The organism is Actinomadura sp. NAK00032, assembly GCF_013364275.1.
Classification (GTDB): Bacteria; Actinomycetota; Actinomycetes; order Streptosporangiales; family Streptosporangiaceae; genus Spirillospora.
This window is the reverse complement of sequence record NZ_CP054932.1, coordinates 762,824-788,167: the sequence shown is the minus strand read 5'-3', so window position 1 is coordinate 788,167 and position 25,344 is coordinate 762,824. Positions and strand designations below refer to the sequence as shown.

Below are 25,344 nucleotides of genomic sequence, written 5' to 3'. Positions count from 1 at the left end.
GATGGTCATGGATGGTCACGGATGCCTGCGCAGCGCGAGGCGTTCGAGGAGGTCGACGGCGGCGAAGGTGAGGGCCCCCAGCACGGCCAGGGTGATGACGCAGGCGAACAGCAGCGGCACGTTCTGGTTGCCGCTCGCCGAGATCGTCAGGTAGCCGAGGCCGGACCCGCCGACGATGAACTCGCCGACGACCACGCCGATCACCGCGAAGGTGATGGCGACCTTGAGGCCGGCCAGCACGCTCGGCAGCGCGTTCGGCAGCCGGACGAGGCGGAACAGCCGCCAGCGGGACGCGCCCATCGAGCGGCCCAGCCTGACCAGGTCCGGGTCGATCGAGGTGAGGCCCAGCGCGGTGTTGACGATGATCGGGAAGATCGCGACGGACACGGCGATCAGCACGTTGGTCATCAGGCCGAAGCCGAGCCACACGATGAACAGCGGGCCGAGCGCCACCTTCGGCACGGCCTGGCTCATCACCAGCAGCGGGTAGCCCAGCCGCTCGACCGCGCGCGAGAACGCCATCGGGACGGCGATCGCCACGCCGAGCACGGCCGAGATCCCGAAGGCCAGCAGGATCCCGCGCAGGGTGACCCAGCTCTCCCGCAGCAGCGGCTCGCGGTAGGTCGACAGCGCCTCGGCCACCTGGACGGGGGTGGGCAGCAGGTAGTCCGGCGTCCCGCCGAACAGCACGACGGCCTGCCACACCGCCACGACCAGCGCGATCGCCAGCAGGTACCAGAACGCGGTCAGCCCGCCGACCCGCCGGAGGACGCTAGGCATCGGCCCCGACCTCCCCGGTCGCGGCGGGCCGCCCCTCTTGGGCGAGCATGCGGCGGAGGCGGCCGGTGTGCGCGACGAACTCCGGGTCCTCGCGGACGTCGACCGGCCGGGGCCGCGGCAGCCCGATCCGGACCTCGCCGGCGATCCGGCCCGGCCGCGGCGACATCACGACCACCCGGTCGGCGAGGAACGCGGCCTCGTCGATCCCGTGCGTCACGAACAGCACCGAGGTGCCCGCCCGCGCGGCCAGCCCGCCGAGCTCGGCGTTGAGGTTCTCCCTGGTGAGCGCGTCCAGCGCGCCGAACGGCTCGTCCATGAACAGCAGCGGCGGCCGATGCACCAGCGCGCGGCAGAGCGCCACCCGCTGCCGCATGCCGCCGGACAGCTCGCGCGGGAACCGCCGAGCGAAACGCGACATCCCGACCATCTCCAGCAGTTCCCGGGCCCGCTCCCGGTGGGGGGCGGTGGGCAGCCCGCGCATCTGGAACTGGAGCAGGACGTTGTCCTCGCAGGTGCGCCAGTCCAGGAGCAGGTCGCGCTGGAACATCACCCCCGCCTCCAGCAGCGGCCCGGTGACCGGCCGGTCCCCGATCGTGACCTCGCCCCCGGTCGGGGCGTCGAGGCCGGCCATGATCGTCAGCATCGTGCTCTTGCCGCAGCCGCTGGGCCCGAGCACGCTGACGAACTCGCCGGGCGCGATGGCCAGGTCGACTCCGTCCAGCGCGACGATCGTCCCGTCGCCGGAGGGGAACTCCTTCGTCAGGCCCGCGGCCCGCAGGGTCCGGGCCGTCCCGTCCTCGCCGCTCGTCCGGCGGCGCAGGTCAGCACGTGCCGGTGCCAAGGCCGCCTCCGTTCTCGAACAGGCCGTTGTCGAAGTAGCGGCGGGCGTCGGCCGGCCCGCGCAGGCCGGCCGTCCGCTTCAGGGCCGTGACGGTGCTCGTCCAGTCGGCCGGCGCGTTCTCCCCGTACGGGCGGCCGGACTGCGCGGGCGCGCACCTGAAGCGGAGGACGGCCTCCAGCACTCCGCGCGACTGCTTCGGGTCGAGTTCGGGATGCTCGGCGGTGAGCGCCTCGACCGCCGCGCCGGGGTCCTTCGCCGCGGCCTGGAACCCGCGCAGGGTGGCGCGGGCGAAGGCCCGCACGAGCTGCGGCCGGTCCCGGAGGGTCTTCTTGGCGACCACCAGGACGTAGTCGGGCGGGTTGAAGCCGGCGGCCGACTGGAGCAGGACCTCCGACGGCCGCCGGCTCGTCCGCGGCAGGAAGTACTGGACGGTGTACATGGCGTCGGCCTTGCCGCTCACATAGGTCGTGACCAGCGCGTTCGCGTCCGCGACGACCGCCTTGACATCGGACTTCGCCAGGCCCGCGGCCGCCAGCGCGGCGTACATGTTCTGCTCGACCAGCGCGGACACCGCGATGGAGCGGCCGCGCAGGTCCTTGATCGACGTGATGCCCGCGTCCTTCGGGACGAAGAACCCGAAGCTGCTCCGGCCGAGGTAGGTGGCGGCGCCGACGACCGGCTGCCCCCGGCCGATCGACATGATCAGGTTGGTGGCGGCGGCCATGCCGAAGTCCGATCCGCCGTTGGCCACGTCGGTGACGGTCTGCGCGGAGCCCTTGCTGTCGCGGATCTCGACGTCCAGGCCCTCCTCCTCGAAGTAGCCGAGCTCGTCGGCGTAGTACAGCGGCGCGTCACCGCCGCCGGCCACGAACGGACCGCGGTAGGTGACCTTCGTCAGCGACCTCCCGTCGGCCCCGGCGTCACCGCCGCAGCCGGCGCTCGCCGCCAGCAACGCGCCCAGCACGGCCCCGGCCACGGCGCCGCGACCGGTCCTACCGGAGGGGACCACCGCCACCACCACCCTTTCCGTTCAAGATTGGACGCACTTGATGGGTAGTTGTATCCAACTCATAGGTTTGAATGTACAGTTGCTTCGCAACGATGTACAGGACTCGTTCCGAGTCGCTGCGACGAGAGGACTGGGCGTGCGACTGACCACAATCCGGCTGGACGACGGCGCGACGGCGGCGGGGCGGCTCGACGGGGACCGGATCACGCTGCTGCCGTACGAGGACGTGGGGGCGCTGCTCGCCTCCGGGCCGGGCTGGCGAGAACGGGCCCGGCGGGCGGACGGCCGCACCGTCCCGGCGGCCGGGGCCGACCTCGCGCCGCCCACGCCCCGCCCGGAGAAGATCCTCTGCGTCGGCGTCAACTACCGCGACCACATCGCCGAGGTCGGGGCCGAGCCGCCGGAGCACCCGACGATCTTCGCCAAGTACGCCCGCAGCCTCATCGGCCCCTACGACGACATCGTCCTGCCCGCCGGGTCCGACGCCGTGGACTGGGAGGTCGAGCTGGGCGTGGTGATCGGCGAGACCGCCCGGGACGTGAGCGCCGCCGAAGCCTGGGACGCGATCGCCGGCTACACCGTCGTCAACGACATCAGCATGCGCGACTGGCAGTTCCGCACGTCGCAGTTCCTGCAGGGCAAGACGTTCGAGGCCAGCACCCCGGTCGGCCCCCACCTCGTCACGCCCGACGAGGTGGACCACGCGCGGGCGTGCACCCTCACCTGCGCGGTCGACGACGACGTGATGCAGAAGTCGGTCACCAGCGAGCTGGTCTTCTCGGCCGCCGAGATCATCTCCTACATCAGCTCCTTCATCACACTGGTGCCCGGCGACCTGATCGCTACCGGGACGCCCGGCGGTGTGGGCGGGGCGCGCAAGCCCCCCGTCTACCTCGCACCCGGCCAGACGGTCACCTCGCGGATCGACGGCCTCGGCGAGCTGGTCAACCGCTGCGTCGCGCCCGCGCCCGCGTCCGCGTCCGCCGCCGTGCCCGCCCCCGCGGCCCGGTGAGGAGGAGGCGCCGATGCAGGTGATCGAGTTCTTCGACCGGGGCGCCCTGATCAACCCCGGCGGCGTCGCCTTCGTCCGCCCGGACGGCACCGAGCCGCTGACGTACGCCGAGGCCGGCGACATCACCCACCGGGTCGCGGCGGCGCTGCACCGCGACGGCGCCGGGCCCGGCACGCCGGTCGCCGTGCTCAGCGCCAACACGCCCCGGCTGTTCCCGGTCGTCCTCGGGGTACTGCGCGCCGGCTGCGCCTGGGTGGCGCTCAACGCGCGGGCCACGCCGCAGGACATGACCGCGCTGCTGCGGCTCGTCGGAGCGCGGGCGCTGCTGCACTCCGGCGAACTGGCCGGGGTCGCCGGACGGATCCGCGATGAGGTCGACACGCTCGACCTCGCCGTCTCCATCGACCGGCCGGAGCACTGGCTCGCCCCGCCCGGGACGCGGGTACCGCTACCGCCGCTGGACCCCGAGGCGGTCGCCGGCTACTTCGGCACCGGCGGCACCACGGGACGTCCCAAGGCCGTCGAGGTCCCGAACCGGGCCTTCGAGACGATGATCCACGCCTTCAACGCGCACCTGCCCGAAGACGACCCCGTCCACCTCGTCGCCGCCCCCATGACCCACGCCGCCGGGACGCTCGTCTTCCCCGTCCTCGCCGCCGGCGGGCGCAACATCGTGCACGACGGGGTCGCGTCCGGCGAGATCCTCGCATCGATCGAGCGGAACTCGGTGACGCGGCTCTTCCTGCCGCCGACCGCGGTCTACGCCCTGCTGGACCATCCGGACGCGGCGCGCCGCGACCTGTCGAGCCTGCGCTACTTCCTGTACGGGGCGGCTCCCATGTCGGTCGCCAAGCTGGAAGAGGCGATGGACGTCTTCGGGCCGGTGATGGCCCAGTTCTACGGGCAGACCGAACTGCCCATGATGTGCGCGTTCCTCAGCCCCGGCGAGCACGCGGCGGCGCTGGCCGAGCCGCGGCTGCGCGGCCGGCTGGCCAGCTGTGGCAGGCCCACCCTCGTCGCCGATGTCGCCGTCGTGGACGACGGGCACGCGCCCCTGCCGCCGGGCGAGAAGGGCGAGATCGTCGTCCGCAGCTCACTGCGCATGAAGGGCTACCACCGGGCCGCCGACCAGACCGCCGCCGTCCGCCTCCCCGGAGACTGGCTGGCCACCGGCGATGTCGGGCACTTCGACGCCGACGGCTACCTCTACATCGTCGACCGCAAACGCGACCTCATCATCTCCGGCGGCTTCAACGTCTTCCCCAGCGAGGTCGAGCAGGTACTCCTCCGCCACCCGGCCGTGCGGGACTGCGCGGTCATCGGCCTCCCCGACGCCAAGTGGGGCGAACGGGTGACGGCCGTCGTGGAGCTCAAGACCGGCGCGGACGCCGACCCGGCCGAGCTCGTCGCGGTGTGCAGGGACGGCCTCGGCGGCGTCAAGGCGCCCAAGGAGATCATCTTCCGCGAGCTGCCGAGGTCGCCGGTCGGCAAGGTACTGAAGCGCGAGCTGCGCGACGAGTACTGGCACGGCCGAGAGCGCAAGGTGTGACCGCGTTGTCCACACTGCCCGCGACACTGCATACAATGAGCTTCGCTCTCAGCAACCCAGCCAGTGTCGGATCCGAACGAGGTACGAACCCGTGAGCACCAGCTCCGCGGAACCCAGGATCGGCGCGGGGACACGCAATGTGCATGACACCCTGCGGCAACTCATCCTGGAGTGCGAGCTCCCGCCCGGCGCGGAGATCTCCCAGCTCGAACTCAGCCGCAGGCTCTCCGTCAGCCGCACCCCGCTGCGCGAGGCGCTGCGCCTCCTGGAGAGCGAGGGCCTGGTGGAGGACAGCGGCCCGCACCGCTCGGTCAGGATCAGCTCGCTGAGCATGAACGACCTCGACGACCTCTACTCGCTCCGCGTCATGGGCGAGGGGCTGGCCGTCTGGCTCACCGTCCCGATGCTCCGCGGCGCGGACTTCGAGCGGCTGGAATGGGAGCTCGAACACGCCGCCCCCGGCGGCGACACCGACGCGCACCGGCGGTTCCACGCCATTCTGCGCGCCGGCGCCGGGCCGCGGCTGCGCGCCCATCTGGAGCGGCTCTTCGACCACGCCGAGCGCTACCACCGTGCCTACATGGTCCAGGAGCGGGACAGCGACGAGTTCGAGGCCAAGCTGGAGGAGCACCGGAACCTGCTGGAGGCGTGCCGCAGCCGCGACCGGCACCGCGCCCGCGACCTGCTGGTCGACCACATCGCCGGCACCGCCATCGCCCTGATGACCGCCGAGCGGCACGCCCCCTTCTCCCTTCCCATCGCCGTGGCGATGGCCAAGGCCGGCGGAACCTCGGCCGCGCCGTGATCACGGGCTGAGCGGAGCGCCGTCCCATCCGAGCGGTACCGGCACCGGCATCGGAAATAGGGATGCTACATATAGGACATTTTGCGCATCACCGGTGCGAATGAATCGCGGTAGTTATACTTCCGCATTGTGCTCCCGGAGTTGGCGGCGCTTCTCAACAGCGCGATGATATTGGTCATCGGGCTGGCCAGAATGGGGAACGCCGGATTCATCAGCCCGAAGGCCGGTCGAATGATGGTGGCCGCGTTCGGCGCGTTCGTCATCCAGTGGGACCTCACCCATCCCGATGACTCCGTCCATTCGTGGGTCAAGCCGGCCGTGCACACGCTGCTGGTTTTCGGGGGGCTGGCGAATCTCCTGGCGGAGAACCAGCTCTCCCGCAGGCAGCGCCGGTATCCTTCGCTCGACCCCGACCGGGCCGTGGACTCCCATGGTCAAGGGCTCCAACTGCTGCGGCGATTCGACCGGAGCGGCGATGTGGCGGCGCTGTCGCGGGGGATCGACTCGCTGCGGACGGCCCTGGAGGCCAGTCCGGGAGAGACGACGCGAACCCAGTACGCCGCCAATCTCGTCATGGCGCTGCGCGGCAGGTACCAGCGGCTTCGCAACGTCGCCGATTTGGACGAGGCCGTCGACGTCGGGCGGCGGACGGCGCGCGGCGAGCCGGCGGACGATGTGCGCCGCGCGGCGCTGCTCTCCCAACTCGGCAGCGCCCTCCGGGTGCGATACGACCATTTCGGCGACCGTGCGGATCTGGAAGAGGCGCTGGCGACCGCGCGGAAGGCGGTGGAGATCGTCCCCGTTCGATTCGGTGCCGATCGTCTTCTGTGCCTCAGGGAATTGAGCGCCGTCCTGCGGAGCCGGTACGAGCGCACGCGGGGGTCGGCGGATCTCGATGAGGCGATCGAGACGCTGGGCACGGTGCTGCTCATCACCGAGTCGGGAGACCGCCCCTTCGTACGGGTCATGGACCTGACGACCGTGTGCTTCCTGCTGGTGCAGCGGTTCGAGCGGACGAGGCGGCCGTCCGACCTCGATCGTGCGCTCGACCTGGGCCGGCAGGCCGCTGAGCGAGTGCCGCGGAACTCCCGCCTTTACACGACCTGCCAGAACAATTTCGCTCTGGCGCTGCGCACCCGGTACGAGCACACGCAGGACGCCGCGACCCTCGAAGAGGCCATCGATCTGGCCCGGCGGGCGGTCGGCGCAACGGCCGAGGACGATCCCGAACGGGCCGTCCATCTGGTCAATCTCGCGCGTGCACTGCACCATCGGTATCGGCGCACCGGCGACCATGCCGAACTGGCGCAGGCGTGCGCGCTGGCCCGGGAGGCGACGGCCGATCCGGCGACCGACCTTCCCACCCGGGTGGTGGCCGGGCTGGTGTGGAGTGACCTCGCCGCCGCGGCCGAGCGGTACGCGGACGCGGTGCGGGCGTTCGAGGGCGTCATCGAACTGCTTCCCCAGCTGGCGTCGCGGGAGTTGCGCCGTGCCGACCAGGAGTACCGGCTCGGTCAGTGGACCGGGATCGCCGTGACGGCCGCCGCCTGCGCCATTGCCGCGGGGCAGCCCGAGAAGGCGGTGACGCTGCTGGAACGGGGGCGCGGCGTGCTGCTGTCGCGAGCGCTCGGTGTCCGTCCCGACCTTTCGGCTCTGCGCGGCCGGAATCCAGCCCTGGCGGACGAATTCACGGAACTGCGCACCATGCTGGAGGGTTTCCACGAACCTCTGGAACTCGAAACCGACACCCCCGGGATCAGACGGGAGCAGGAGCGCAAGGAACGGCGCGCATTGATCGCGCGCTGGGATTCCCTGCTGGACCGCATCCGCCAGGAAAAGGGGCTTGCGGATTTCGCCCGGGAGCCGACTCTTCGCGAGATGCTCGCCCAGACCCGGGAGGGGCCGCTGGTGTTCCTCAACGTCAGCGAGCAGCGGTCGGACGCCGTCATCCTGGACGCCGAAGGGGTGCGGACACTCGAACTGACCGGCGTCACACCGGGTCTCGTGACCGAGCAGACCGCCGTCATGCTGGACGCGGTGCGTCCGGAGGCGATGCTCGACCAGGGCGAGCAGGAGCGCTTCGCCGGCGTTCTGGCCTGGTTGTGGGACGCGCTGGTCGAGCCGGTCGTGAACGTCCTGGACCTGTCTCGGCGGGGAGACGACTGGCCGCGGGTGTGGTGGGTCCCGACCGGGCCGCTGGCCATGATGCCGATCCACGCCGCCGGGCACCACGGGGCGGGAGATCGGACCGATCCCCCGGCCCTGCTGGATCGCGCGATCTCCTCGTACGCGCCCACCTTGCGCACGCTCGTGGACGCGCGCGCACGGCGCCGTCCGGCCGGAAAGCCGCGCCCTCTGGCCGTGGCCATGTCGACGACGGCCGGCGAGGCGCCGCTGAAGCATGCGCGTGCCGAAGCCGATGAGCTTCGTCGCCTTTTCCCCACCACTCGTGTTCTGGCCGACCATAAGGCCGACTCCACAACCGTGCTCGCCGAGCTTCCTCGCCGGACGTGGGCGCATTTCGCCTGCCACGCGGTAACGGACGTGGAATCGCCGTCCCGTGGGCACTTGCTGCTGCACGACCACCGGCGGCGACCGTTGTCCGTGGCCGACGTGTCCCGGCTGGACCTCCGCAGGGCGGACCTGGCCTATCTGTCGTGCTGCGACACCGCCCGTCCTGACACGCGGCTGAACGACGAGGCGATACATCTCGCGTCGTCGTTCCAGATCGCCGGTTTCGCGCATGTCATCGCCGCGCTGTGGCCCCTGCGCGACCGGGTCGCGCTCGAATTCGCCGTGCAGATCTACCAGGGACTCCACGGGTCAGCCCGGAATGGGCGCCGGACGGACGCGGCGGCCGCCGTTCACCATGCGACACGCAGAGCGCGCGAGATGTATCCGAACTTCCCGGCCCTATGGGCGGGACACATTCACGTCGGGCCCTGAGCCCCTCCCGCCGGGTTCCCTGAACCACCGGAGGCGGTCGGCGCCTGGTTCGGTGGCGACGCGGCGGCGGGGCCTTCCGGCGCCTCGGCCGGCTCGCCGACGCCATCGCGAGGCGCATGCCCGCGCACCAGGTCGGGGTTCGCCAGCAGTTCCTTCTCGTGCGGCGTCAGTTCGGGCATGCCCTCTCCTTCACGATGCCGGTGCGGGCGGGTCGATCAGCTCGAACACATCGACGTCGGCCGCGCGGACGTGAAGGCCCGCGGTGCCGGCGACGCGGTCGGCGAAGCTGCCGTCGGACTTCATTCGCCACGCCGATTCCAAATACACTTCCGCAGGTTCCGGATACGACGTCGCATAGGACTTCGAGCCGTACCATCCGCCCACCCAGGAACCGTCTTTCAAGCGTGCGCGCACAAAGCAGGAACCGCGGTGGCGGAACATGTGGTCCCATGCGGTGGCCCCGGCGTCGTATCGGGCCGGCAGCCGGCGCCGCTGCCACGCCGAGACCGCGAATGCCGCGACCGCCGGAACGACGACGAAGAGCAGCAGCGCCAACAGGCCGATGAGGCGCGGATGCTGGACCAGGCCGTCCCAGCCCTTCCCCTTGCCGCCGCGCGCCAGGCGAATCAGGGCCGGGCCCGCCACGATCGCATAGAGCGCGTCCAGCACGATCGACGCGAGCAGGGCACGAAGTATCCGCTCCCCCATGTTGCGCTCGCCTGCGACGGGACCGCGCATGCGTTCCCGCAGGAACTGGTAAGTGACCCCGGGTACGACGAAAAGCACGAGCAGTACCGCTTGGACCACGGTGGAAGGTGCCTGCCCCATCAGGAGAGGCCCGTCATGTCGTCCGTCTTATAGGCAGGCCGCTTGGCGCGCCGCCAGCCGCGCACGGCCAGCGCGATGAGCACGGCCGTGCCGGCAAGCCCGGCGGACGCCACCTCCGTCCGCTCCTCAGCGACCCACTCGGCGATGTCCTCGTGCTTCCAGAGCCCGATACCGCCGCAGAGGATCCAGAGCAGCGAGACCGTCTGGTTCTCGCTGCCGGTGGCGATCTCGGCCAGTATCAGCAGCCCTCCGATGAGGCACAGCAGCGCGGCCTCCAGTGGCCTGGACACCACGCCCCCCAGCAGCAGCCCTTCGCCGACCGCCACGAACACGACGGCGACCGACATCCGCAGACCGTACTTTCCCGTCCTGGGCAGGAACAACGCGACTGGAATGATCATCCAAATCGCGATGTACGCCACCCTGTCCGCGGACATCGAAACCTCGCCTCCATGAAGCCGCCAACACCGAGCATAGCGAGTTCATGAAGATCATCACGGTGCTTTGTTTGCTCCCTTGCACCTTTGACAAGCACATAAGCCCACCGCACGGGGCAGATGTGGCACGCTTGCGCGCGTGTCCCAGATTGATCGACCAGCGGTGAAGCTGCTCCAAGACATGGCGTCCTCGTTGGACATCGTCGTCGATCTCGATGTCGAAGAACTGGGTCCTGGGTTCTTCGCCGTTGAGGTAAGTGACGCCCGCGGGGAAGGCGCTCCCATCACCATGCACACCTGTGGCGACGGCAGTGTCATGTTGATAGTGGGAGACGGCGGGGGTTCCGGCCCGGAGTATGGATCCGATGGCAAATCCGTGGAGCGGTTTCGGGTAGCGCTTCATGGATTGTTCACGGGCAGGACGCTGGTGGAGAACTACGGACGAGGCAAGAGCGTCCGGGTTTGGGACGATGACGGGCAACAGGTCTTGGCTTACGACGAGCGGCGGGCTTTCGGCAGGCGGGGCCGGTTGCTGCAGCGCGCCGTTTACCCGGGCTATTCGCAGGTCGAGGGATCGTGACCGAGGACAAGGTGGCCGACGCCGAACGCAGAGCCCGGACACACGCCGTGCGGTTCGGCCGGCCGGCCGGGCGCGCCGGCGGGGGCTCGAGCGGAACGAGCGGAACGACATGCCGATCGGTCGGGAGGGCAGAATGGCGGGCATGACGCGGACTGTGAACCTGCCCGGTGGGGCCGCACTGCCGTTGATCGGCTTCGGGACCTGGGAGCTCGACCACAAGACGGCGTACGAGTCGGTACGGGCGGCGCTCGACATCGGCTACCGGCACATCGACACCGCGACGCTCTACCGGAACGAGGCGGACGTCGGCAAGGCCGTGAAGGACGGCGGTGTCGACCGCGAGCAGGTCTTCATCACCACCAAGCTGCGGCCGAAGGACGCGCGGCAGGCCCGCGCCACGCTGGAGTCGAGCCTCCGGCTGCTCGGCACCGACTACGTCGATCTGTGGCTGATCCACTGGCCGACCGGGCCGGACCAGCTCGTCCCGACATGGCGGGAGCTGCTGGCGGCCAGGGACGCGGGGCTCGTCCGCACCGTCGGGGTGAGCAACTACAGCCCGGCGCAGATCGACGAGCTGGCCGAGGCCACCGGGGAGCAGCCGGCGGTCAACCAGATCCCGTGGAGCCCGGGGCAGCACGACCGGGCCCTGCTGGACGAGCACCGGCGCCGGGGCGTCGTCGTCGAGGGCTACAGCGGCCTGAAGAACACCGATCTGCGCGACCCCGTCCTCACCGGGATCGCGGAGCGGTACGGGGTCACCGCCGCCCAGGTCGTCCTGCGGTGGCATCTGGAGCACGAGATCGTGGTCCTTCCCAGGTCGTCGCGCCGGGAGCGCATCGCCGCCAACTTCGACCTGGAGGGCTTCGACCTCACCGCGGAGGACGTCGCCGCGATCGACGCCCTCACCCGGGCCGGCTGACGGGCAGCCGGTGTTCTCGCCCCAAGGCCCGTCTCCGCGCGAGCTGGTCGTCCAGGCCCTGTCCTCGGTGGAGCACGGCTACGACCTGCTCGCCCCGAAGTTCGACCGCACGCCGTTCCGGACGCCCGGCGGCATCCTCGACGCGACCGCCGAGGCGCTGCGTCCGCTCGGGCCGTTCGGCGACGGGCTGGACGTGTGCTGCGGCACGGGCGCGGGCATGCAGGTGCTCCGGCCCCTGTGCCGGGAACGCGTCACCGGTGTCGATTTCAGCTCCGGCATGCTCGCGGAGGCGCGGAAGGCGCACCCGGACGCCGAGTGGGTGCGGGCGGACGCGCGGGCGCTGCCCTTCGCCGGGGGCTTCGACCTCGCGGTGACCTTCGGGGCGCTCGGGCACCTGCTGCCCGCCGAACGGCCCGCCGTCTTCGCCGGGGTGCACCGCGCGCTGCGGCCCGGCGGCCTCTTCGCCTTCCCGATCGGCGCGCCGCCGCCGTTCACGTCGGGCTGGTACTGGGCGCTGCTCGGGTTCGACGCGGCCATGCGGGTGCGGAACGCCGTGTGGCGGCCGCCGTTCGTCATGTACTACCGCACCTGCCCGCTGGGCGCGGTGAGCGCCGACCTGGCGGCGGCCGGGTTCTCCGTCACGACGGCGCCGCTGGCGTCCCTGGGCCGGCGGAAGGACGGCAGCCCGCGCTACCGGCTCGTCCTCGCCCGCAAAACCGACTGAACGGCGGCGCGGCAGCGCCGGTCAGGCGCCGCTTCGGATGGTGCGGCGCCTGATCGGGCGGCTGCGCGGCCAGATCGCGGCGGCGGCGTCTCAGGTGGCGCCGGCGGCCTCGGCGATCATGGCGGCCACGGCGTCCGGCTGGGAGACCGCGAGCGCGTGGGACGCGCCGGTGATCTCCTCGGTGCTGCGCGCGTCCGCGCGGTCGGCCATGAAGTGCATCAGGGCCGCCGGGATGTTGCGGTCGTCGGAGCCGAACACGAACCAGGACGGGATGGTGCGCCAGGCCGGCTGGTCCACCGAGAGGCCCTCGGTCAGCGCGCGCTCCGTCACCGGACGCTGCGTCGCCCCCATCAGGGCGGCCTCGGCCGGGTCGACGTCGGCGCAGAACTGCTGGTGGAACTTCTCGTCGGTGATGCGCAGCTCGTTGCCGCCGCCGGAGAGCGGGTAGGCGGCCAGCGCGTCACCGAGGGTGCTGCCCTCGAACTTGCCGGACAGCAGGAACGCGGTCTCCCCCGGCTCGGGCGCGAAGCCCGCCACGTAGACGAGGGCGCGGACGGCCGGGTTCCCCGCCGCCGCCTCGGTGATGACCATGCCCCCGTAGGAGTGGCCGACGAGGATGACCGGGCGGTCCAGGCTCGCGATCACGTCGCGGACGTAGGCGCCGTCGCTCGGAATGCCGCGCAGCGGGTTGCCGGCGGCGACGGCGTCCAGGCCGCGGTCGCGCAGCCGGCTGATGACGCCGTTCCAGCTGGCCGACTCCGCGAACGCGCCGTGGACAAGGACGACGATGGGACGGTCGGTGCTCATGAGTCCGCCTTTCCGAGAACGGTCTTGAGGACGTCGATCGCCTGGGCCGTGGCGGCCCGGGCGGCGCGGGTGTCGCGCACGGGGTTGAGCATCATGAAGTCGTGCAGCGTGCCGTTGTAGCGGACGCTGGTGGTCGGGACGCCGGCCTCGGTGAGGCGGCGCGCGTACGCCTCGCCCTCGTCCCGCAGCACGTCGTTCTCGTCGACGATCACGAATGCGGGCGGCAGCCCGCGCAGGTCGTCCAGGGTGGCGCGCAGCGGGGACGCGGTGACCTGCGTCCGCTGGACGGGGTCGGGGCAGTAGGCGTCCCAGAACCACGCCATGGCCTTGGCGGTCAGGTGCGGGCCGTCGGCGAACTCGCGGTAGCTGGCGGTGTCCTGCCCGGCGTCCGTCACCGGGTAGTACATCGACTGGTGGACGAACGTCACGTCGCCGCGCCGCTTCGCCATGATCGCCAGCGCGGCGGTCATGTCGCCGCCGACCGAGTCGCCGGCGACGGCCAGCCGGGAGGCGTCCAGCCCCTCGTCGGCGCCGTGCTCGGTGATCCAGCGGGCGGTGGCGTACGCCTGCTCGATCGCGACCGGGTAGCGCGCCTCGGGCGAGCGGTCGTACTCGACGAAGACGATCGCCGCGCCGGTGCCGGCGGCGAGTTCGCGGACGAGCCGGTCGTGCGTGCCCGCGTTGCCCAGCACCCAGCCCCCGCCGTGCACGTAGAGGACGGCGGGCAGCATCCCGGACGCGCCGGCGGGCCTGACGATCCGCACCCGCACGTCGCCGACCTCGGCCGGCACCGTGATCCACTTGTCGTCCACGTCGGGCTTGCGCACCGGCGCGGCCTGGACGTCGTCCAGGACCTTGCGAGCGGCGTCGACGTCCAGTTCGTACACGAACGGCGGCTTGGACACCGCCTCGGCGAACTCCTGAGCCGCCGGTTCCAGTATCGGGTTGCTCATTCTTCCCTCGCTCCCACAGTGTTCGATCCCTTGGTGACCACTGTCTCCGTGAGAGGGGCCCCCGGGACCAGGGTGAGCCACGGGCCCCCACCCTGGGGCTATGCCTTGCCGCTGGTGGGGGTGCGCTGGAGCTGCCTGCGCGAGGTGATGCCGAGCTTGCCGAAGGTTTTACGCAGGTGCCATTCGACGGTGCGGGGGCTGATGAACAGCCGGGCGCCGATCTCGGGGTTGGTCAGCCCCTCCCGGACGAGCCGGACGATCTGCGCCTCCTGCGGCGTCAGCTCCCCGGCGGCCTCGGCGGCGCGCCTGCGGACGTGCTCGCCGGTGGCCTGCAGCTCGCTCGCGGCCCGTCCGGCGAAGCCCGCCATGCCCATCGCGGTGAACGACTCGTGGGCGGTGCGCAGCTGCTCCCGGGCGGCCCGCTGCCGCCGCACGCGGCGCAGCCACTCGCCGTACAGCAGGCGGGCGCGGGCCAGTTCGCCGCGGACGCCGGCGCGGCCGAGCCGGTCGATCGCCTCGCGGTAGCGGTCCTCGGCGGCGGTGTCCTCGCTGAGCAGCGCCAGGGAGCGGGCGTGGACGCCGAGCGCCCAGTCGGTACCGGCCGGCAGGGTCGCCTCGGCGAGCCGGCGGAGGGCGACCGCGGCGTCCGCGAACCGGTCGGCGCGGGCGGCCGCCTCGATGAACTCCGCCAGCGCCCACGGCCCGGCGCCGACGGGGGCCGGGCGGTCCTCGGCGGCTTCGGGGACGGCGGCGAGCGCGTCGTCGTAGCGGCCGAGGCTGTTGCAGAGCAGGGCCTTCGCCCAGGCGCCGACGGTCAGCGCGTTGCCCTCGCCCCGGCGCCGCGCCTCCACCCCGGCCGTCGTCATCAGCTCGGTGAACGCGGCCTCCCGGCCCTGCCAGGCGGTGACCAGCAGGCCCCCGTAGGACGGGACGGGTATCCCGATCGCCTCGGACACGGTGGCGACCTCCTCGTCCAGCGCGGCGGCCGCGGTCAGCTCGCCGGCGAACACGTCCACGGCGATGTGCCCGGTCAGCGCGAGCGGGAGCGCGGCGGTCTGGCCGGACTCCCGGGCGAGGCGGACGTGCCGGGCCGCGAGCACCGCCCACGCCTCGTGGTCCCACAGCGTCGCGGCGGTCACGCCGCCCAGCCAGAGCCAGCGCAGGCCGTCCGCCGCGGCGAGGCCCGGGCCGCGGAAGACCTCCAGCGCGGGCCGCAGCACCGGCACCGCGGCGGCGAGGCCCTCGCCGATCCGCAGCGCCAGGCCGTCCAGCAGCAGGTCGGCCGGGCGGGGGTCGCCGGGCGGCGGCGGGGCGGACCGGGCCGCCGCGGCCGCCTCCGGCTGCCCGATCCCGGCGGCGAGCGGCCCGGCGAACAGCGCCGCGCTGATCGCCTCCAGGTAGGTGTCGCGCGCCATGGCCGCCGTGTACGGGGTGAGCCGCCGGGCGGCGCGCAGCAGCAGGCGGGGCGCGTCGCGGCCCCGGTCGACGGCGAAGGCGATCTCGGCGCGCAGCAGGTCGACCTCGCCGCGCAGCCGCCGGTCCGGGGTACGCGCCTCGGCCACCGACAGCAGCCGCAGCGCGGCGTCGGGCGTGCCCGCGTGATGCGCGGCCCACGCGGCGGCGAGGGCCCGCTCCTGCCGCCGGACGGGGTCGGGCGTCAGCTCCACCGCCCGGGCGAGGAACGCCGCCGCGGCCGCCAGCCCGCCGCGGTCCCGCGCGCGGCCCGCGGAGCTCTCCAGCTCGGCCGCGACGCCCTCCTCGGGGGCGTCCGCGCCCTGCGCCGCGTGCCAGGCGCGGCGGTCGGGGTCGATCTCCGCGTCGGTGACCTCCGCGAGGACGCGGTGCACGCGGCGCCGGTCCTCCGCCGTCGCGGCCCAGTACACGGCGGAGCGGACGAGCGGATGGTGGAACCGGACCCGGTCCGCGATCTCGACCAGCCCGGCCGCGACGGCGGGCGTGGCGGCCTCCAGGCCGGCGCCGAGCCGGTCCGCGGCCCGCCACAGCAGCACCGGCTCGCCGCCGGGCTCGGCAGCCGCGACGAGCAGCAGCAGCCGCGCCGCCGGCGGGAGCCCGGCGACGCGCCGCTCGTAGATCTCCTGGATGCGGCCGGCGAGGCCCGCCGCGCTCGGCACGCCGAACCCGCCCGCCAGCTCGGCCGGGGCGAACTCCTTCGGCAGCTCCAGCAGCGCCAGCGGGTTGCCGCGCGCCTCGGCGACGACCCGGTCCAGCACCTGCTCGTCCCAGGGGCCGGTGACGGCGGAGCGCAGCAGCGCCCGCGCGTCCTCGTCGGGCAGCCCGCCGACCGCCAGCTCCGGCACGCCGGCCAGCTCCGGCATGCCGTCCGGCTCGCGGGCCGCGAAGGCGATCGCGACGGACTCCGCCTGGAGCCGGCGGGCGGCGAACGCCAGCGCCTGCACCGAGGCCCGGTCCAGCCACTGCGCGTCGTCGACCGCGCAGAGCAGCGGCTGCTCGCGGGCGGCGTCGGCGAGCAGGCCGAGGACGGCGAGGCCGACGAGGAACCGGTCGGGCGCCCGCCCGGAGCTCAGCCCGAGCGCGGCGCGCAGCGCGTCGGACTGCGGGTCGGGGAGCCGCTCGAACCGCTCCGCCATCGGCGCGCACAGCTGGTGCAGGCCGGCGAAGGCCAGCTCCATCTCGGACTGGACGCCGGTGATGCGCACGATCCGGAAGCCGGGCGCGCGGTCGACCAGGTAGTCGAGCAGCGCGGTCTTGCCCACGCCGGCCTCGCCCAGCATCGCCAGGGCGCGGCTCTCCCCGCCCCGGACGGACTCCAGGAGCTCGTCGAGCGTCGCGCATTCGGCACGCCGGCCTCGCAACACGTGTCACCACCGCCACCCGATCAGCCGGCCGCCTCCCGCGCGGGGCGGCGTCACCGGATCATGCGCCTGCCGTCAAACTACACTTACCTCGTGCACAAGGAAATAGTGCCATAGTCAATCGCCTGCTAGGCTCTGGACGTGAACCGTTCACCGGCCGAGGGGGACGACGCCGTCCGCCTCAACGAGATGGTGTGCTTCAACCTGCACGCGGCGTCCCGGGCCATGACGGCCGTGTACCGCCCCCTGCTCGAACCACTCGGGCTGACCTATCCCCAATACCTGGTCATGGCGACTTTGTGGGAATACGGTGACCTTCCCGTCCGCGAGCTCGTGGCGCGGCTCCAGCTCGACTACGGCACCATGACGCCGCTGCTGAAGCGGCTGGAGAAGAGGGACCTGCTGCGCCGGACGCGCAACACCGACGACGAGCGCACGGTCACCGTCAGCCTGACACCCGAGGGCGACGCGATGCGCGAGCACGCGCCCCGCATCTACCAGGCGATCTGCGACATCTTCGGCTTCACCCCGAGCCGGGCACGGGCCGCGCTGGATCTCCTCCAGTCCATCGTCGCCCGCGCCGACCGGGCCCCGGGCGCTCCCCCGGCGCCCTAGGCCGTGCCGGACGGTCCGTCCCGCCGGGTCGCCCCAGTTGGGCGCGGGTAGGACGCGACATACCCCGACGGTGCAGGGGCAGTAGTGGTTGGTGACATCGGCGCGAACCCCGCGGCCGTGGAAAAGGGCCGTCAGCGCCCTCGCGGACCGGCTCGGCGGGAGACGGCGGGCCCGCATCGTGGTGCTGCTGGCGTGCGTGCTCGCGCTGAACACGGCCGACACGGGGGTCGTCGGGGCGATCGTCCAGGAACTGCGCCACTCCCTGCACATCGGCAACACGCAGGTCGGGATCCTCACCGCCGCGCCGGCGGCGGTCGGCGCGATCGCGACGCTGCCGGTGGGGCAGCTGACCGACCGGGTGCCGCGGGTGCCGCTGCTCGCGGGCAGCATCGCGCTGTGGAGCCTCGCGATGATCGTCGGCGGGCTGGCGAGCTCGTACGAGTGGCTGCTGGCGTCGCGGGTGGCGCTCGGCGCGGTGACGGCGACGGCGGGGCCCACGGTCGCGTCGCTGATCGGCGACCTGTTCCCGCCCGCGGAGCGGGCCGGGACGTGGGGGCGCATCCTGGCCGGCGAACTGGTCGGCGTCGGGTTCGGGCTGATCGCGGGCGGCAACATCGCCGCGCTGCTGAACTGGCGGGTCGCGTTCTGGTTCGTCGCGGTGCTCGGGTTCGCGCTGGCCGTGCTGCTGTGGCGGATGCTGCCGGAGCCGCCGCGGGGCGCGCAGGCGTCCGCCGCCGGCCGGGGCGACGCGGAGCCCGCCCAGCGGCAGGTGGACCGGTCGGACGTCGAGCCGGACCCGCGCAGCGTCCTGGACGCCGCCCCGGAGACCATGTCGCTGCTCCAGGCGGCACGGCACGTCCTGCGGATCCGGACGAACGTGACCATCATCGTGGCGTCCGCCATCGGCTACTTCTTCTTCGCGGGGCTGCGCACGTTCGCGATGGTGTTCGTCCAGGAGCGGTACTCGCTGAGCCGCGGTGAGCTGTCCGCGTTCATCCCGGTCATCGGACTGGCCGCGCTCGGCGGGGTGCTGTTCGGCGGGCGGCTCGCCGACCGGCTGGTGCGCCGGGGCGTGGTCAGCGCGCGCGTCAACGTCCCCGGGGTGGCCTTCACCGTGTCGGCGCTGCTGTTCCTGCCCGGCCTGCTGACCGGCGAGGCGCTGATCGCGCTGCCGCTGTTCACGCTCGCGGGCGCGGCGCTCGCCGCCGCGAACCCGCCGCTGGACGCGGTGCGGCTGGACGTCGTCCACTTCCGGCTGTGGGGGCGGGCGGAGGCGATCCGGACGATCGTGCGGATGTCGGCGGAGGCGGTGGCGCCCGTGCTGTTCGGCTGGCTGTCGGGCCGGCTGGACGGCGGCCGGGAGTCGGCGACCGGCCTGGACCGCGCGTTCCTGCTGGCGCTGCTCCCACTGCTGGTAAACGGGCTGCTGCTGGTGCGGGCGCGGCGCACCTACCCGCGGGACGTGGCGTCCGCGCTGGAGTCCGAGCGCCGCTTCGCCGACGGCCCGGCGTGATTCTCATCGAGTTCTCAGAAAGCGGAGGTAGACCAGGGCGCATGAGCGTGACACGTCGCGGTTTCCTTGCAACGGCGCTGGTCGGAGGGGCCGCGCTCCTCAGCGGCGCCGGGGCGGGACGCCCGCCGAAGGCGGCGGAGCCCGCGGCGCAGGACCGCTACCTCACCCTCCCCGACGTCCCGCCGCCCGGCCTGAAGGCGCGGCGCCTCGGGCGCACCGCGGCCGGGCTGCTGTTCCTCGCCCCGTTCCGCGGCACCGACACCGCCGACGCGCTCATCGTCGACGACGCGGGCGAACCGGTCTGGATCTACCAGTCCGAGCAGTTGGTCACCGATGTCCGCGTGCAGGAGTACGAGGGCGCGCCCGTCCTCACCTTCTGGGAGGGCGAGCGCCGGACGGGCGGCCACGGCGCCGGCACCGGGGTGGTCCTCGGCGCCGACTACCGGCGGGTCGCCGAGGTCCGGGCGGGCGACGGGGTCTCCGGCGACCTGCACGAGTTCGCGCTCACCGACCGCGGGACGGCGCTGGTCATCGCCTATCCGGAGGTCACCGCCGACCTGCGCCCGATCGGCGGCCCGCGCCGGGGCCGCGTCCTGGACGGGCGGGTCCAGGAGATCGACGTCCGCACGGGCGAGGTGCTGCTCGACTGGAGCGCGCTCGACCACATCGGCATCGCCGAGACCCGGACGCCGCTGACCAGGGACACGAACGGCACCCCGGGCAAGGTGTTCGACCCGATCCACGTCAACTCCGTGCAGGACGACGGCGAGGCCCTGCTGATCTCGGCCCGCAACACCTGCGCGGTCTACTCGATCGACCGGCGCACCGGCGCCGTCCGGTGGCGGCTCGGCGGCCGGCGCGGCGACTTCGCGTTCGGGGCCGGCGCGGCCTTCGCCTGGCAGCACGACGCCCGCCGGCAGCCGGACGGGACGATCACGCTGTTCGACAACCACATCACCGATGTCGGCGACGGCCCGTCGCGCGGCATCGTGCTCCGGGTGGACGAGGCGGGCCGGCGGGCGTCGCTCGTCCGCGAGTACGCCGACGGCACGACCTACGGGCAGTACATGGGCAACCTGCAGACGCTTCCGGACGGGAACGCGCTGGTCGGCTGGGGGTCGACGCCCGCGATGACGGAGTTCGCCGCCGACGGGACGCCCGTCCTGGAGATCACCGGGATCGGCGACGGCTCGTACCGCGCCTACCGCGCCGCCTGGGAGGGCCGGCCCGCGGACCGGCCCGCCGTCGCGGTGGCGCCGCTGCCGGGCGACCGGATGCGGGTCCACGCGAGCTGGAACGGCGCGACCGCCGTGGCCGCGTGGCGCTTCCGCACCGGCTCCGACGCCCGTCCCGTCGTGTCGCGGACGGTCAAGCGCACCGGCTTCGAGACCGCCGTGACGCTCGCGCGCTCCCCCAACGTCACCGCCGAGGCGCTGGACGCCCGCGGCACCGTCCTCGCCCGCTCCGAGCCGCGCGTCGTCTGACCGGACGGCACGCGCGTCAGTCGTCGTCGCGGGGCGGCGGGCTGTTCAGCGTGCGGTAGCGGTCGAGGACGCGCTCCAGCTCGCGCCGGTCGCGCTTGGTCGGACGGCCCGCGCCGCGCTCGCGGCGGCCGACCGGGATGAGCGCCTCGCGCGGCGGCGGAGGCGGGCTCTGGTCGATCAGGCACTCCGCCGCGGCGGGCGCACCGACCCGCTTGCGGACGATCTTCTGCACCACGACGACGCGCTCCCGCCCGTCATGGCGGAGCCGCACCGTGTCGCCGGCCTTCACCGTCGTGGACGGCTTGGCGCGCTCGTCGTTCACGCGGACATGGCCCGCCCTGCACGCCGTCGTCGCCATCGAGCGGGTCTTCAGCAGCCGCACGGACCAGATCCACAGATCGACCCGCACGGACCCCTCTTCGCCCATGCGTCCATGATGTCACCCGGGCGCGGGTGCCCGGTTCTCGCCGATCCAGGCGTCGGCGCGCTCCCACTCCCGGTACAGCCAGTCGACGCGGGCGTCCCGGCCGTCCGGGACGTCCTCGGCGGGGATCCGCCACCAGCGGGCGTGGACGGGGGCGGTGAGCGGGATGCGCCGCCAGATGTCGCCGACCGTGGCCATGTCGTCGAGGCCGGTGTGCGCGACGAACACCACGTCGGCGTCCGGTGCGGCGTCGAGCGCGGCCAGCACGCCGCCGGGCCGGGGCGGCATCAGGTTGGGCATCGCGGCGGCGCGGGCGGCCTCGTCCGTGCGGTGGAGCCGGGCCAGCCGCCGGATCGCGCGGCGCCGCCGCGCCGGGGAGAAGTTGCCGCCCTCCGGGAAGATCAGCAGCGCGTCGCGCGGGCCGAGCCCGGCGGCGAGCCGGCCGATGTCGTCGACGGCGCCGCCGCCGGGGGTGACGAACACGTTCGGCATGCGGTTCGCGGCGATGTCGATGCACGGGTCGAGCTGGAGCTGCGCCTTCATGACCACGCGGGGCCGCCGCCGGTAGTCGGTCAGCAGGTGGTGGACGAGCAGCAGCGCGTCACCGGGCCCGGCGTGCCGGCTGAGCACGATCAGCGGCCGGTCGCCGGGCGGCTCCGCCCCCTCGCCGGTGATCTCCACGCGCAGGCCGAGGTGCCGCTGGGCCGTCCCGTACAGGCCCGCGACGTAGCGGCGGATGACGTCGTAGTGCCGGTCGTCGCGGGTCCGGCGGCGGAGCCACAGCAGGCCGCACGCCAGCACGGCGGCCGACTCGCGGGTGCCCCAGGCGAGCGCGAACCACAGCAGCCGGCGCGCCCGCCACCGGCCCCGTCCGGTCAGCGAGGTCACCGCGAAGGCGACCGGGAACAGGACGACGACCAGCAGGGTCAAGGCGAACAGCAGCGGCGTGAAGAGGAGGCGGCGGAGGGGGACGGGAGGCATGTCACGCTCGTTCTTTGAGGTACTCCAAGGATGCCTGGTAGGCGCGTTCGATGTGAGCCCGTATCCCGGACACGTTCCTGTAGCGCATCTGGGCGAGGTCGACACCGGCCTTCTTCGGTGTCCCGCCCGCCGGCAGCACGTGCACCGCCAGCCCGTCCGGCAGGGTCGCCATCTCCTCGAAGAACCGGTGCCGGCGCGCGATCTCGAACGCGACCAGGCCGACCTCCCACGGGCGGCGCGGCGGCGGCAGGTCCCGCTCGATGCGCCCGACGTGCAGGACGTAGACCGTGGTCGCGCCGAGCATCACGGCCCGGCCGACCGGGATGCTGTGGACGAGCCCGCCGTCGAAGTAGTGCCGGTCCTCGATCCGGACGGGCGGCAGCAGGCCGGGCGCGGCGCAGGAGGCCAGCACGGCGGGCGGCAGCGGCCCGGACGTGAACCAGTGCGCCATCGCCGTCTCGATCCCCGCGGCGACGCACTGGAACGGGATCTCCAGTTCCTCGAACGTCCGGGCGGGGAGCAGTTCGTCCAGCATGCGGCGCAGCGGCTCGTTGGAGTGCAGGTGGGTGCCGGAGCGGGCGAGCGTCCACAGCCGCGACCACACCCGCGAGCCGAACACCTCGCGGACGGAGTCGTCCGACCACAGGGCGGTGAGGCGTTCGACGGCCGTGTCCGGCTCCGCCGCGACGAACACGCCGTTCAGCGCGCCGATGGACGTCCCGACGACGAGGTCCGGCCGGACGCCGCTCTCCGCGAGCGCCCGCAGCATGCCGACCTCGTGCGCGCCGAGGACGCCGCCGCCGCCGAGCACGAACGCCGTCCGCGGCTCCCCGTCCACTCGGGCCTCCCTTCCACGGAGGCAGCCTCTCCCGGCCCGTGCGCGATAAACGGCGCACGGCGAACAAAACGCGGCGAACAAAACGGGACGAACGCAACAGGACGAGCAGGGCCGGCCACCCAAGGGGTGGTGGGCGGCCGGCCCTCGGCGGGGATGCCGGTCAGTGGTGGTGGACGCGGATCAGTGGTGGTGCCCCGTACGGGTGCGGAGGCCGTAGCCGTAGGGGAACAGCGGCCGGTACGCGCGGTCGCCGATGTTGATCGGCTCCTGGGCCTCGCTGCGCGGCCACGTCACCGGCAGGCGGCCGGTGAAGGGACGCTTGCCGAACAGGACGTCCGCGACCCCCGCGCCCTCGCTGCCCGGCAGCCAGGACATGACGAACGCGTCCATCGCGGACAACTGGTCGGTGACGATCTGCGGCCGTCCCGCGACGTCGAGGACGACGCAGGTCCGGATCGCGGCGCACACCTTGTCGATGTTGGCCTTGTCGGCGTCCGACAGGTTCAGCGTGTGCCCGTTGCCGACGTCGCCGACGCCCTCCGCGTACGGGGTCTCGCCCACCACGACGATGCCGACGTCATTGCCGGACATCGGCGCCGACGCGTCCGCGCTGTAGGTGACGTGGGACGAGTTCTGCTTGATGCCCTCCAGGATCGTGGTGCCGGGGATGATGTCACCGGACGACCCCTGCCAGGTGACCGTCCAGCCGCCCGCCTGGTTGCCCATGTCGTCGGCGTTCACGCCCGCCACGTAGATCCGCTCGTTCCCGCGCAGCGGCAGCGCGCGCCGCGAGTTCTTCAGCAGGACCTGCGACTTCGCGACGGCCTCCCGCGCGACCGCCCGGTGCCGCGGCGAGCCGATCGACGGGGCCAGGCCGCGGTCGGTGTAGGGGTGCTCGAACAGCCCCATCTCGAACTTCGCGGTGAGGATGCGCCGGACGGCGTCGTCGATGCGCGCCATCGGCACGCGTCCCGCCTTCACCTCGGCGATCAGCGTCTGGACGAACTGCGGGGCGCTGTAGGGCTCCATGAACATGTCCATGCCGGCGTTGACCGACGTCCGGACCTGCGTCGCGTAGTCGCCCGGGATCTGGTGGATGGCCTCCCAGTCGCTGATCAGGAACCCGTCGAAGCCGATCTTCTTCTTGAGGACGTCGGTGAGCAGCTCCTTGTGCGCGCTCATCTTGACCGGGTTGCCGACGCCGTCCTCCGTCCAGTCGACGCTGGAGAACGACGGCATGATGCTGCCGACGCCGTACCTGTGGACGGCGGTGACGTAAGGCGACAGGTCGATCTTCGCGAACGTCTTCCGGTCGGTGACGGTGACGCCCTGGTCGATCGTGTACGTCCCGCTGGTGGACGAGCCGAACACCGTGTCGCCGTCGCCCGCGAAGTGCTTCGCCGTCGCCAGGACGTGCCGGTTCGTGGCCATGTCGCGCTTATGGCGGCCCTGGAAGCCCTCGATGGCGACCGCCATCTCCTTCACCAGCCGCGGGTCCTCGCCGAAGGACTCGTACGTCCGGCCCCAGCGGAGGTCGCGGCTGACGCAGACGCACGGCGCGAACACCCACTGCGGGCCGGTCGCCTTGGTCTCGACGGCCGTGATCTGCTCCGCCTCCTTGACGAGCCGGGGATCGCGGGTCGCGCCCAGCCCGATGTTGTGCGGGAAGACCGTCGCGCCGACGAGGTTGTTGTGGCCGTGCACCGAGTCGACCCCGTACAGCAGCGGGATCTTCAGCCGGGTGGCGAGCGCCTTCGACTGGTAGGCGTCCACCATGTCCGCCCAGCCGGACGGGGTGTTGTCGGCCGGCACCGACCCGCCGCCCGAGAGCACCGAGCCCAGTGCCAGCGCGGTGATCTGGTCGCGGTCGCCGTCGATGGCGCCGCGCTCGGCCTGGGTCATCTGGCCGACCTTCTCCTCCAGCGTCATCCGGCCGAGCAGGTCGCTCACCCGGGCGGAGGTGGAGAGGCGGGCGTTGAGGTAGGCCGGGGGCCCGTCGGCCTGCGCGGGCTGCGCCGCGATGGCGGACGGGAGGGCGGCGATGGTCGCGAGCGCGACCAGTGATCGCCCGATCCGGGTGGCGATGACGCGGCTGTGGGGGTGTCGCAAGTCGTCCCTCCTGGGTCGCTCCGAGGACGCCGCGCGGCCCGGCGGACCGCGCGCGGCCGGGCGCGGAGGTCGCGGCACGCCCGGATCGGCCACGACCTCCGCGCGCGGCGACGTCGTCTCCCAGGAACCTCCCCCGGCTCCCCGCAGCTGTCAACAAACCTGCCCATTGGTCACCGGAGGCCCGTGAAAACCGGGGAAGGGGGGTTGACGGGCACTGAATCCACACGTTGAACCGCACCGAACGAAGCCGGTCGGACGGGCAGCGGGCATGATCGCCACCGCCACGCCGCCCGGCCGGCGCGAGCGCATCCGCACCACGGTCACCCTGGCCACGTCCGGCCACCCGAGCCGCACGC

Annotated in this window: 23 protein-coding genes; 10 read left to right on the top strand and 13 right to left on the bottom strand. The window is 72.9% G+C overall.

Features of this window, described 5'->3' with window-relative positions:
- Positions 1-15 precede the first annotated feature (15 nt).
- From HUT06_RS03800 to HUT06_RS03790, 3 genes are read right to left on the bottom strand one after another with little or no spacing between them, the layout of a single operon-like run.
- A complete protein-coding gene (locus tag HUT06_RS03800; protein WP_176194427.1) occupies positions 16-780 on the bottom strand; it encodes an ABC transporter permease in 765 nt (254 codons plus the stop codon).
- A complete protein-coding gene (locus tag HUT06_RS03795; protein ID WP_254714965.1) occupies positions 773-1,621 on the bottom strand; it encodes an ABC transporter ATP-binding protein in 849 nt (282 codons plus the stop codon). The genes HUT06_RS03800 and HUT06_RS03795 overlap by 8 nt, the downstream gene beginning before the upstream one ends.
- Positions 1,602-2,636: an ABC transporter substrate-binding protein gene (locus HUT06_RS03790; protein ID WP_217711180.1), complete on the bottom strand. Its 1,035-nt coding sequence runs from the start codon at positions 2,634-2,636 to the stop codon at positions 1,602-1,604. The genes HUT06_RS03795 and HUT06_RS03790 overlap by 20 nt, the downstream gene beginning before the upstream one ends.
- A 130-nt stretch (positions 2,637-2,766) precedes the next feature.
- Between HUT06_RS03790 and HUT06_RS03785 the strand changes: the two genes are divergently transcribed.
- The 4 genes from HUT06_RS03785 (at position 2,767) to HUT06_RS03770 (ending at position 8,942) form a co-directional block, all read left to right on the top strand.
- The gene (locus HUT06_RS03785) at positions 2,767-3,642 is read left to right on the top strand and encodes a fumarylacetoacetate hydrolase family protein (RefSeq protein WP_176194425.1); all 876 of its coding nucleotides are present in this window, start codon (positions 2,767-2,769) and stop codon (positions 3,640-3,642) included.
- Between the two features lie 13 nt (positions 3,643-3,655).
- Positions 3,656-5,191: an AMP-binding protein gene (locus tag HUT06_RS03780; RefSeq protein ID WP_176194424.1), complete on the top strand. Its 1,536-nt coding sequence runs from the start codon at positions 3,656-3,658 to the stop codon at positions 5,189-5,191.
- Between the two features lie 139 nt (positions 5,192-5,330).
- Positions 5,331-5,996, top strand: coding sequence for a GntR family transcriptional regulator (locus tag HUT06_RS03775; RefSeq protein ID WP_176194423.1), 666 nt, complete (start codon positions 5,331-5,333; stop codon positions 5,994-5,996).
- A gap of 129 nt (positions 5,997-6,125) precedes the next feature.
- Positions 6,126-8,942 (top strand): CHAT domain-containing protein, encoded by a 2,817-nt coding sequence (locus HUT06_RS03770; RefSeq protein ID WP_176194422.1) that lies wholly within the window; start codon positions 6,126-6,128, stop codon positions 8,940-8,942.
- Here the strand turns inward: HUT06_RS03770 and HUT06_RS03765 are convergent.
- Genes HUT06_RS03765 through HUT06_RS03755 form a run of 3 tightly spaced genes read right to left on the bottom strand, consistent with a single transcriptional unit; the run spans position 8,927 to position 10,117 of the window.
- Entirely contained in the window at positions 8,927-9,121 is a 195-nt protein-coding gene (locus HUT06_RS03765) for a hypothetical protein (protein ID WP_176194421.1), read from the bottom strand. The two genes, HUT06_RS03770 and HUT06_RS03765, sit on opposite strands and share 16 nt — an antisense overlap.
- Positions 9,122-9,131: 10 nt before the next feature.
- Positions 9,132-9,770: a DUF6338 family protein gene (locus tag HUT06_RS03760; RefSeq protein WP_176194420.1), complete on the bottom strand. Its 639-nt coding sequence runs from the start codon at positions 9,768-9,770 to the stop codon at positions 9,132-9,134.
- Positions 9,770-10,117 carry a hypothetical protein gene (locus tag HUT06_RS03755; protein WP_176194419.1) on the bottom strand — a complete coding sequence of 116 codons (348 nt, stop codon included), beginning with the start codon at positions 10,115-10,117 and terminating at the stop codon, positions 9,770-9,772. The genes HUT06_RS03760 and HUT06_RS03755 overlap by 1 nt, the downstream gene beginning before the upstream one ends.
- A gap of 229 nt (positions 10,118-10,346) precedes the next feature.
- On the opposite strand from HUT06_RS03755, the gene HUT06_RS03750 reads away from it, so the two are divergent.
- From HUT06_RS03750 to HUT06_RS03740, 3 genes are all read left to right on the top strand, one after another.
- A complete protein-coding gene (locus HUT06_RS03750; RefSeq protein ID WP_176194418.1) occupies positions 10,347-10,787 on the top strand; it encodes a hypothetical protein in 441 nt (146 codons plus the stop codon).
- A gap of 142 nt (positions 10,788-10,929) precedes the next feature.
- Complete coding sequence (locus HUT06_RS03745; RefSeq protein ID WP_217711178.1) at positions 10,930-11,706, top strand: aldo/keto reductase; 777 nt, start codon at positions 10,930-10,932, stop codon at positions 11,704-11,706.
- A gap of 10 nt (positions 11,707-11,716) precedes the next feature.
- Positions 11,717-12,430, top strand: coding sequence for a class I SAM-dependent methyltransferase (locus tag HUT06_RS03740; RefSeq protein ID WP_176194416.1), 714 nt, complete (start codon positions 11,717-11,719; stop codon positions 12,428-12,430).
- A 90-nt stretch (positions 12,431-12,520) separates the two neighbouring features.
- Here the strand turns inward: HUT06_RS03740 and HUT06_RS03735 are convergent, their stop codons facing one another.
- The 3 genes from HUT06_RS03735 to HUT06_RS03725 form a co-directional block, all read right to left on the bottom strand.
- Complete coding sequence (locus HUT06_RS03735) at positions 12,521-13,237, bottom strand: alpha/beta fold hydrolase (RefSeq protein ID WP_176194415.1); 717 nt, start codon at positions 13,235-13,237, stop codon at positions 12,521-12,523.
- Entirely contained in the window at positions 13,234-14,190 is a 957-nt protein-coding gene (locus tag HUT06_RS03730; RefSeq protein WP_176194414.1) for an alpha/beta hydrolase, read from the bottom strand. The genes HUT06_RS03735 and HUT06_RS03730 overlap by 4 nt, the downstream gene beginning before the upstream one ends.
- A gap of 98 nt (positions 14,191-14,288) precedes the next feature.
- A complete protein-coding gene (locus tag HUT06_RS03725; protein ID WP_217711177.1) occupies positions 14,289-17,024 on the bottom strand; it encodes an AAA family ATPase in 2,736 nt (911 codons plus the stop codon).
- 189 nt (positions 17,025-17,213) lie between these two features.
- On the opposite strand from HUT06_RS03725, the gene HUT06_RS03720 reads away from it, so the two are divergent.
- The 3 genes from HUT06_RS03720 to HUT06_RS03710 all read left to right on the top strand — a co-directional run bounded on the left by HUT06_RS03720 (position 17,214) and on the right by HUT06_RS03710 (position 20,636).
- The gene (locus HUT06_RS03720; RefSeq protein WP_176201121.1) at positions 17,214-17,639 is read left to right on the top strand and encodes a MarR family winged helix-turn-helix transcriptional regulator; all 426 of its coding nucleotides are present in this window, start codon (positions 17,214-17,216) and stop codon (positions 17,637-17,639) included.
- Between the two features lie 91 nt (positions 17,640-17,730).
- A complete protein-coding gene (locus HUT06_RS03715; RefSeq protein WP_176194413.1) occupies positions 17,731-19,152 on the top strand; it encodes an MFS transporter in 1,422 nt (473 codons plus the stop codon).
- Between the two features lie 41 nt (positions 19,153-19,193).
- Complete coding sequence (locus HUT06_RS03710) at positions 19,194-20,636, top strand: arylsulfotransferase family protein (RefSeq protein WP_176194412.1); 1,443 nt, start codon at positions 19,194-19,196, stop codon at positions 20,634-20,636.
- Between the two features lie 16 nt (positions 20,637-20,652).
- Here the strand turns inward: HUT06_RS03710 and HUT06_RS03705 are convergent, their stop codons facing one another.
- The 4 genes from HUT06_RS03705 to HUT06_RS03690 all read right to left on the bottom strand — a co-directional run bounded on the left by HUT06_RS03705 (position 20,653) and on the right by HUT06_RS03690 (position 24,988).
- Entirely contained in the window at positions 20,653-21,063 is a 411-nt protein-coding gene (locus HUT06_RS03705) for an RNA-binding S4 domain-containing protein (RefSeq protein WP_176194411.1), read from the bottom strand.
- Positions 21,064-21,075: 12 nt separating this feature from the next.
- Complete coding sequence (locus HUT06_RS03700) at positions 21,076-22,041, bottom strand: 1-acyl-sn-glycerol-3-phosphate acyltransferase (protein WP_176194410.1); 966 nt, start codon at positions 22,039-22,041, stop codon at positions 21,076-21,078.
- Between the two features lies 1 nt (position 22,042).
- On the bottom strand, positions 22,043-22,879 hold the full coding sequence (locus HUT06_RS03695) for a patatin-like phospholipase family protein (protein ID WP_176194409.1): 837 nt from the start codon (positions 22,877-22,879) through the stop codon (positions 22,043-22,045).
- Positions 22,880-23,059: 180 nt separating this feature from the next.
- The gene (locus HUT06_RS03690) at positions 23,060-24,988 is read right to left on the bottom strand and encodes a glycoside hydrolase family 3 N-terminal domain-containing protein (protein ID WP_254714964.1); all 1,929 of its coding nucleotides are present in this window, start codon (positions 24,986-24,988) and stop codon (positions 23,060-23,062) included.
- Positions 24,989-25,344 lie beyond the last annotated feature (356 nt).

What these genes read in the sequence shown, in the direction of transcription:
- HUT06_RS03800 (WP_176194427.1), bottom strand. Translation starts at nt 780, where the DNA reads ATGCCTAGCGTCCTCCGGCGGGTCGGCGGGCTGACCGCGTTCTGGTAC.
- HUT06_RS03780 (WP_176194424.1), top strand. Translation starts at nt 3,656, where the DNA reads ATGCAGGTGATCGAGTTCTTCGACCGGGGCGCCCTGATCAACCCCGGC.
- HUT06_RS03765 (WP_176194421.1), bottom strand. Translation starts at nt 9,121, where the DNA reads ATGCCCGAACTGACGCCGCACGAGAAGGAACTGCTGGCGAACCCCGAC.
- HUT06_RS03760 (WP_176194420.1), bottom strand. Translation starts at nt 9,770, where the DNA reads ATGGGGCAGGCACCTTCCACCGTGGTCCAAGCGGTACTGCTCGTGCTT.
- HUT06_RS03755 (WP_176194419.1), bottom strand. Translation starts at nt 10,117, where the DNA reads ATGTCGGTCGCCGTCGTGTTCGTGGCGGTCGGCGAAGGGCTGCTGCTG.
- HUT06_RS03745 (WP_217711178.1), top strand. Translation starts at nt 10,930, where the DNA reads ATGACGCGGACTGTGAACCTGCCCGGTGGGGCCGCACTGCCGTTGATC.
- HUT06_RS03735 (WP_176194415.1), bottom strand. Translation starts at nt 13,237, where the DNA reads ATGAGCACCGACCGTCCCATCGTCGTCCTTGTCCACGGCGCGTTCGCG.
- HUT06_RS03730 (WP_176194414.1), bottom strand. Translation starts at nt 14,190, where the DNA reads ATGAGCAACCCGATACTGGAACCGGCGGCTCAGGAGTTCGCCGAGGCG.
- HUT06_RS03720 (WP_176201121.1), top strand. Translation starts at nt 17,214, where the DNA reads ATGGTGTGCTTCAACCTGCACGCGGCGTCCCGGGCCATGACGGCCGTG.
- HUT06_RS03710 (WP_176194412.1), top strand. Translation starts at nt 19,194, where the DNA reads ATGAGCGTGACACGTCGCGGTTTCCTTGCAACGGCGCTGGTCGGAGGG.
- HUT06_RS03705 (WP_176194411.1), bottom strand. Translation starts at nt 21,063, where the DNA reads ATGGGCGAAGAGGGGTCCGTGCGGGTCGATCTGTGGATCTGGTCCGTG.
- HUT06_RS03700 (WP_176194410.1), bottom strand. Translation starts at nt 22,041, where the DNA reads ATGCCTCCCGTCCCCCTCCGCCGCCTCCTCTTCACGCCGCTGCTGTTC.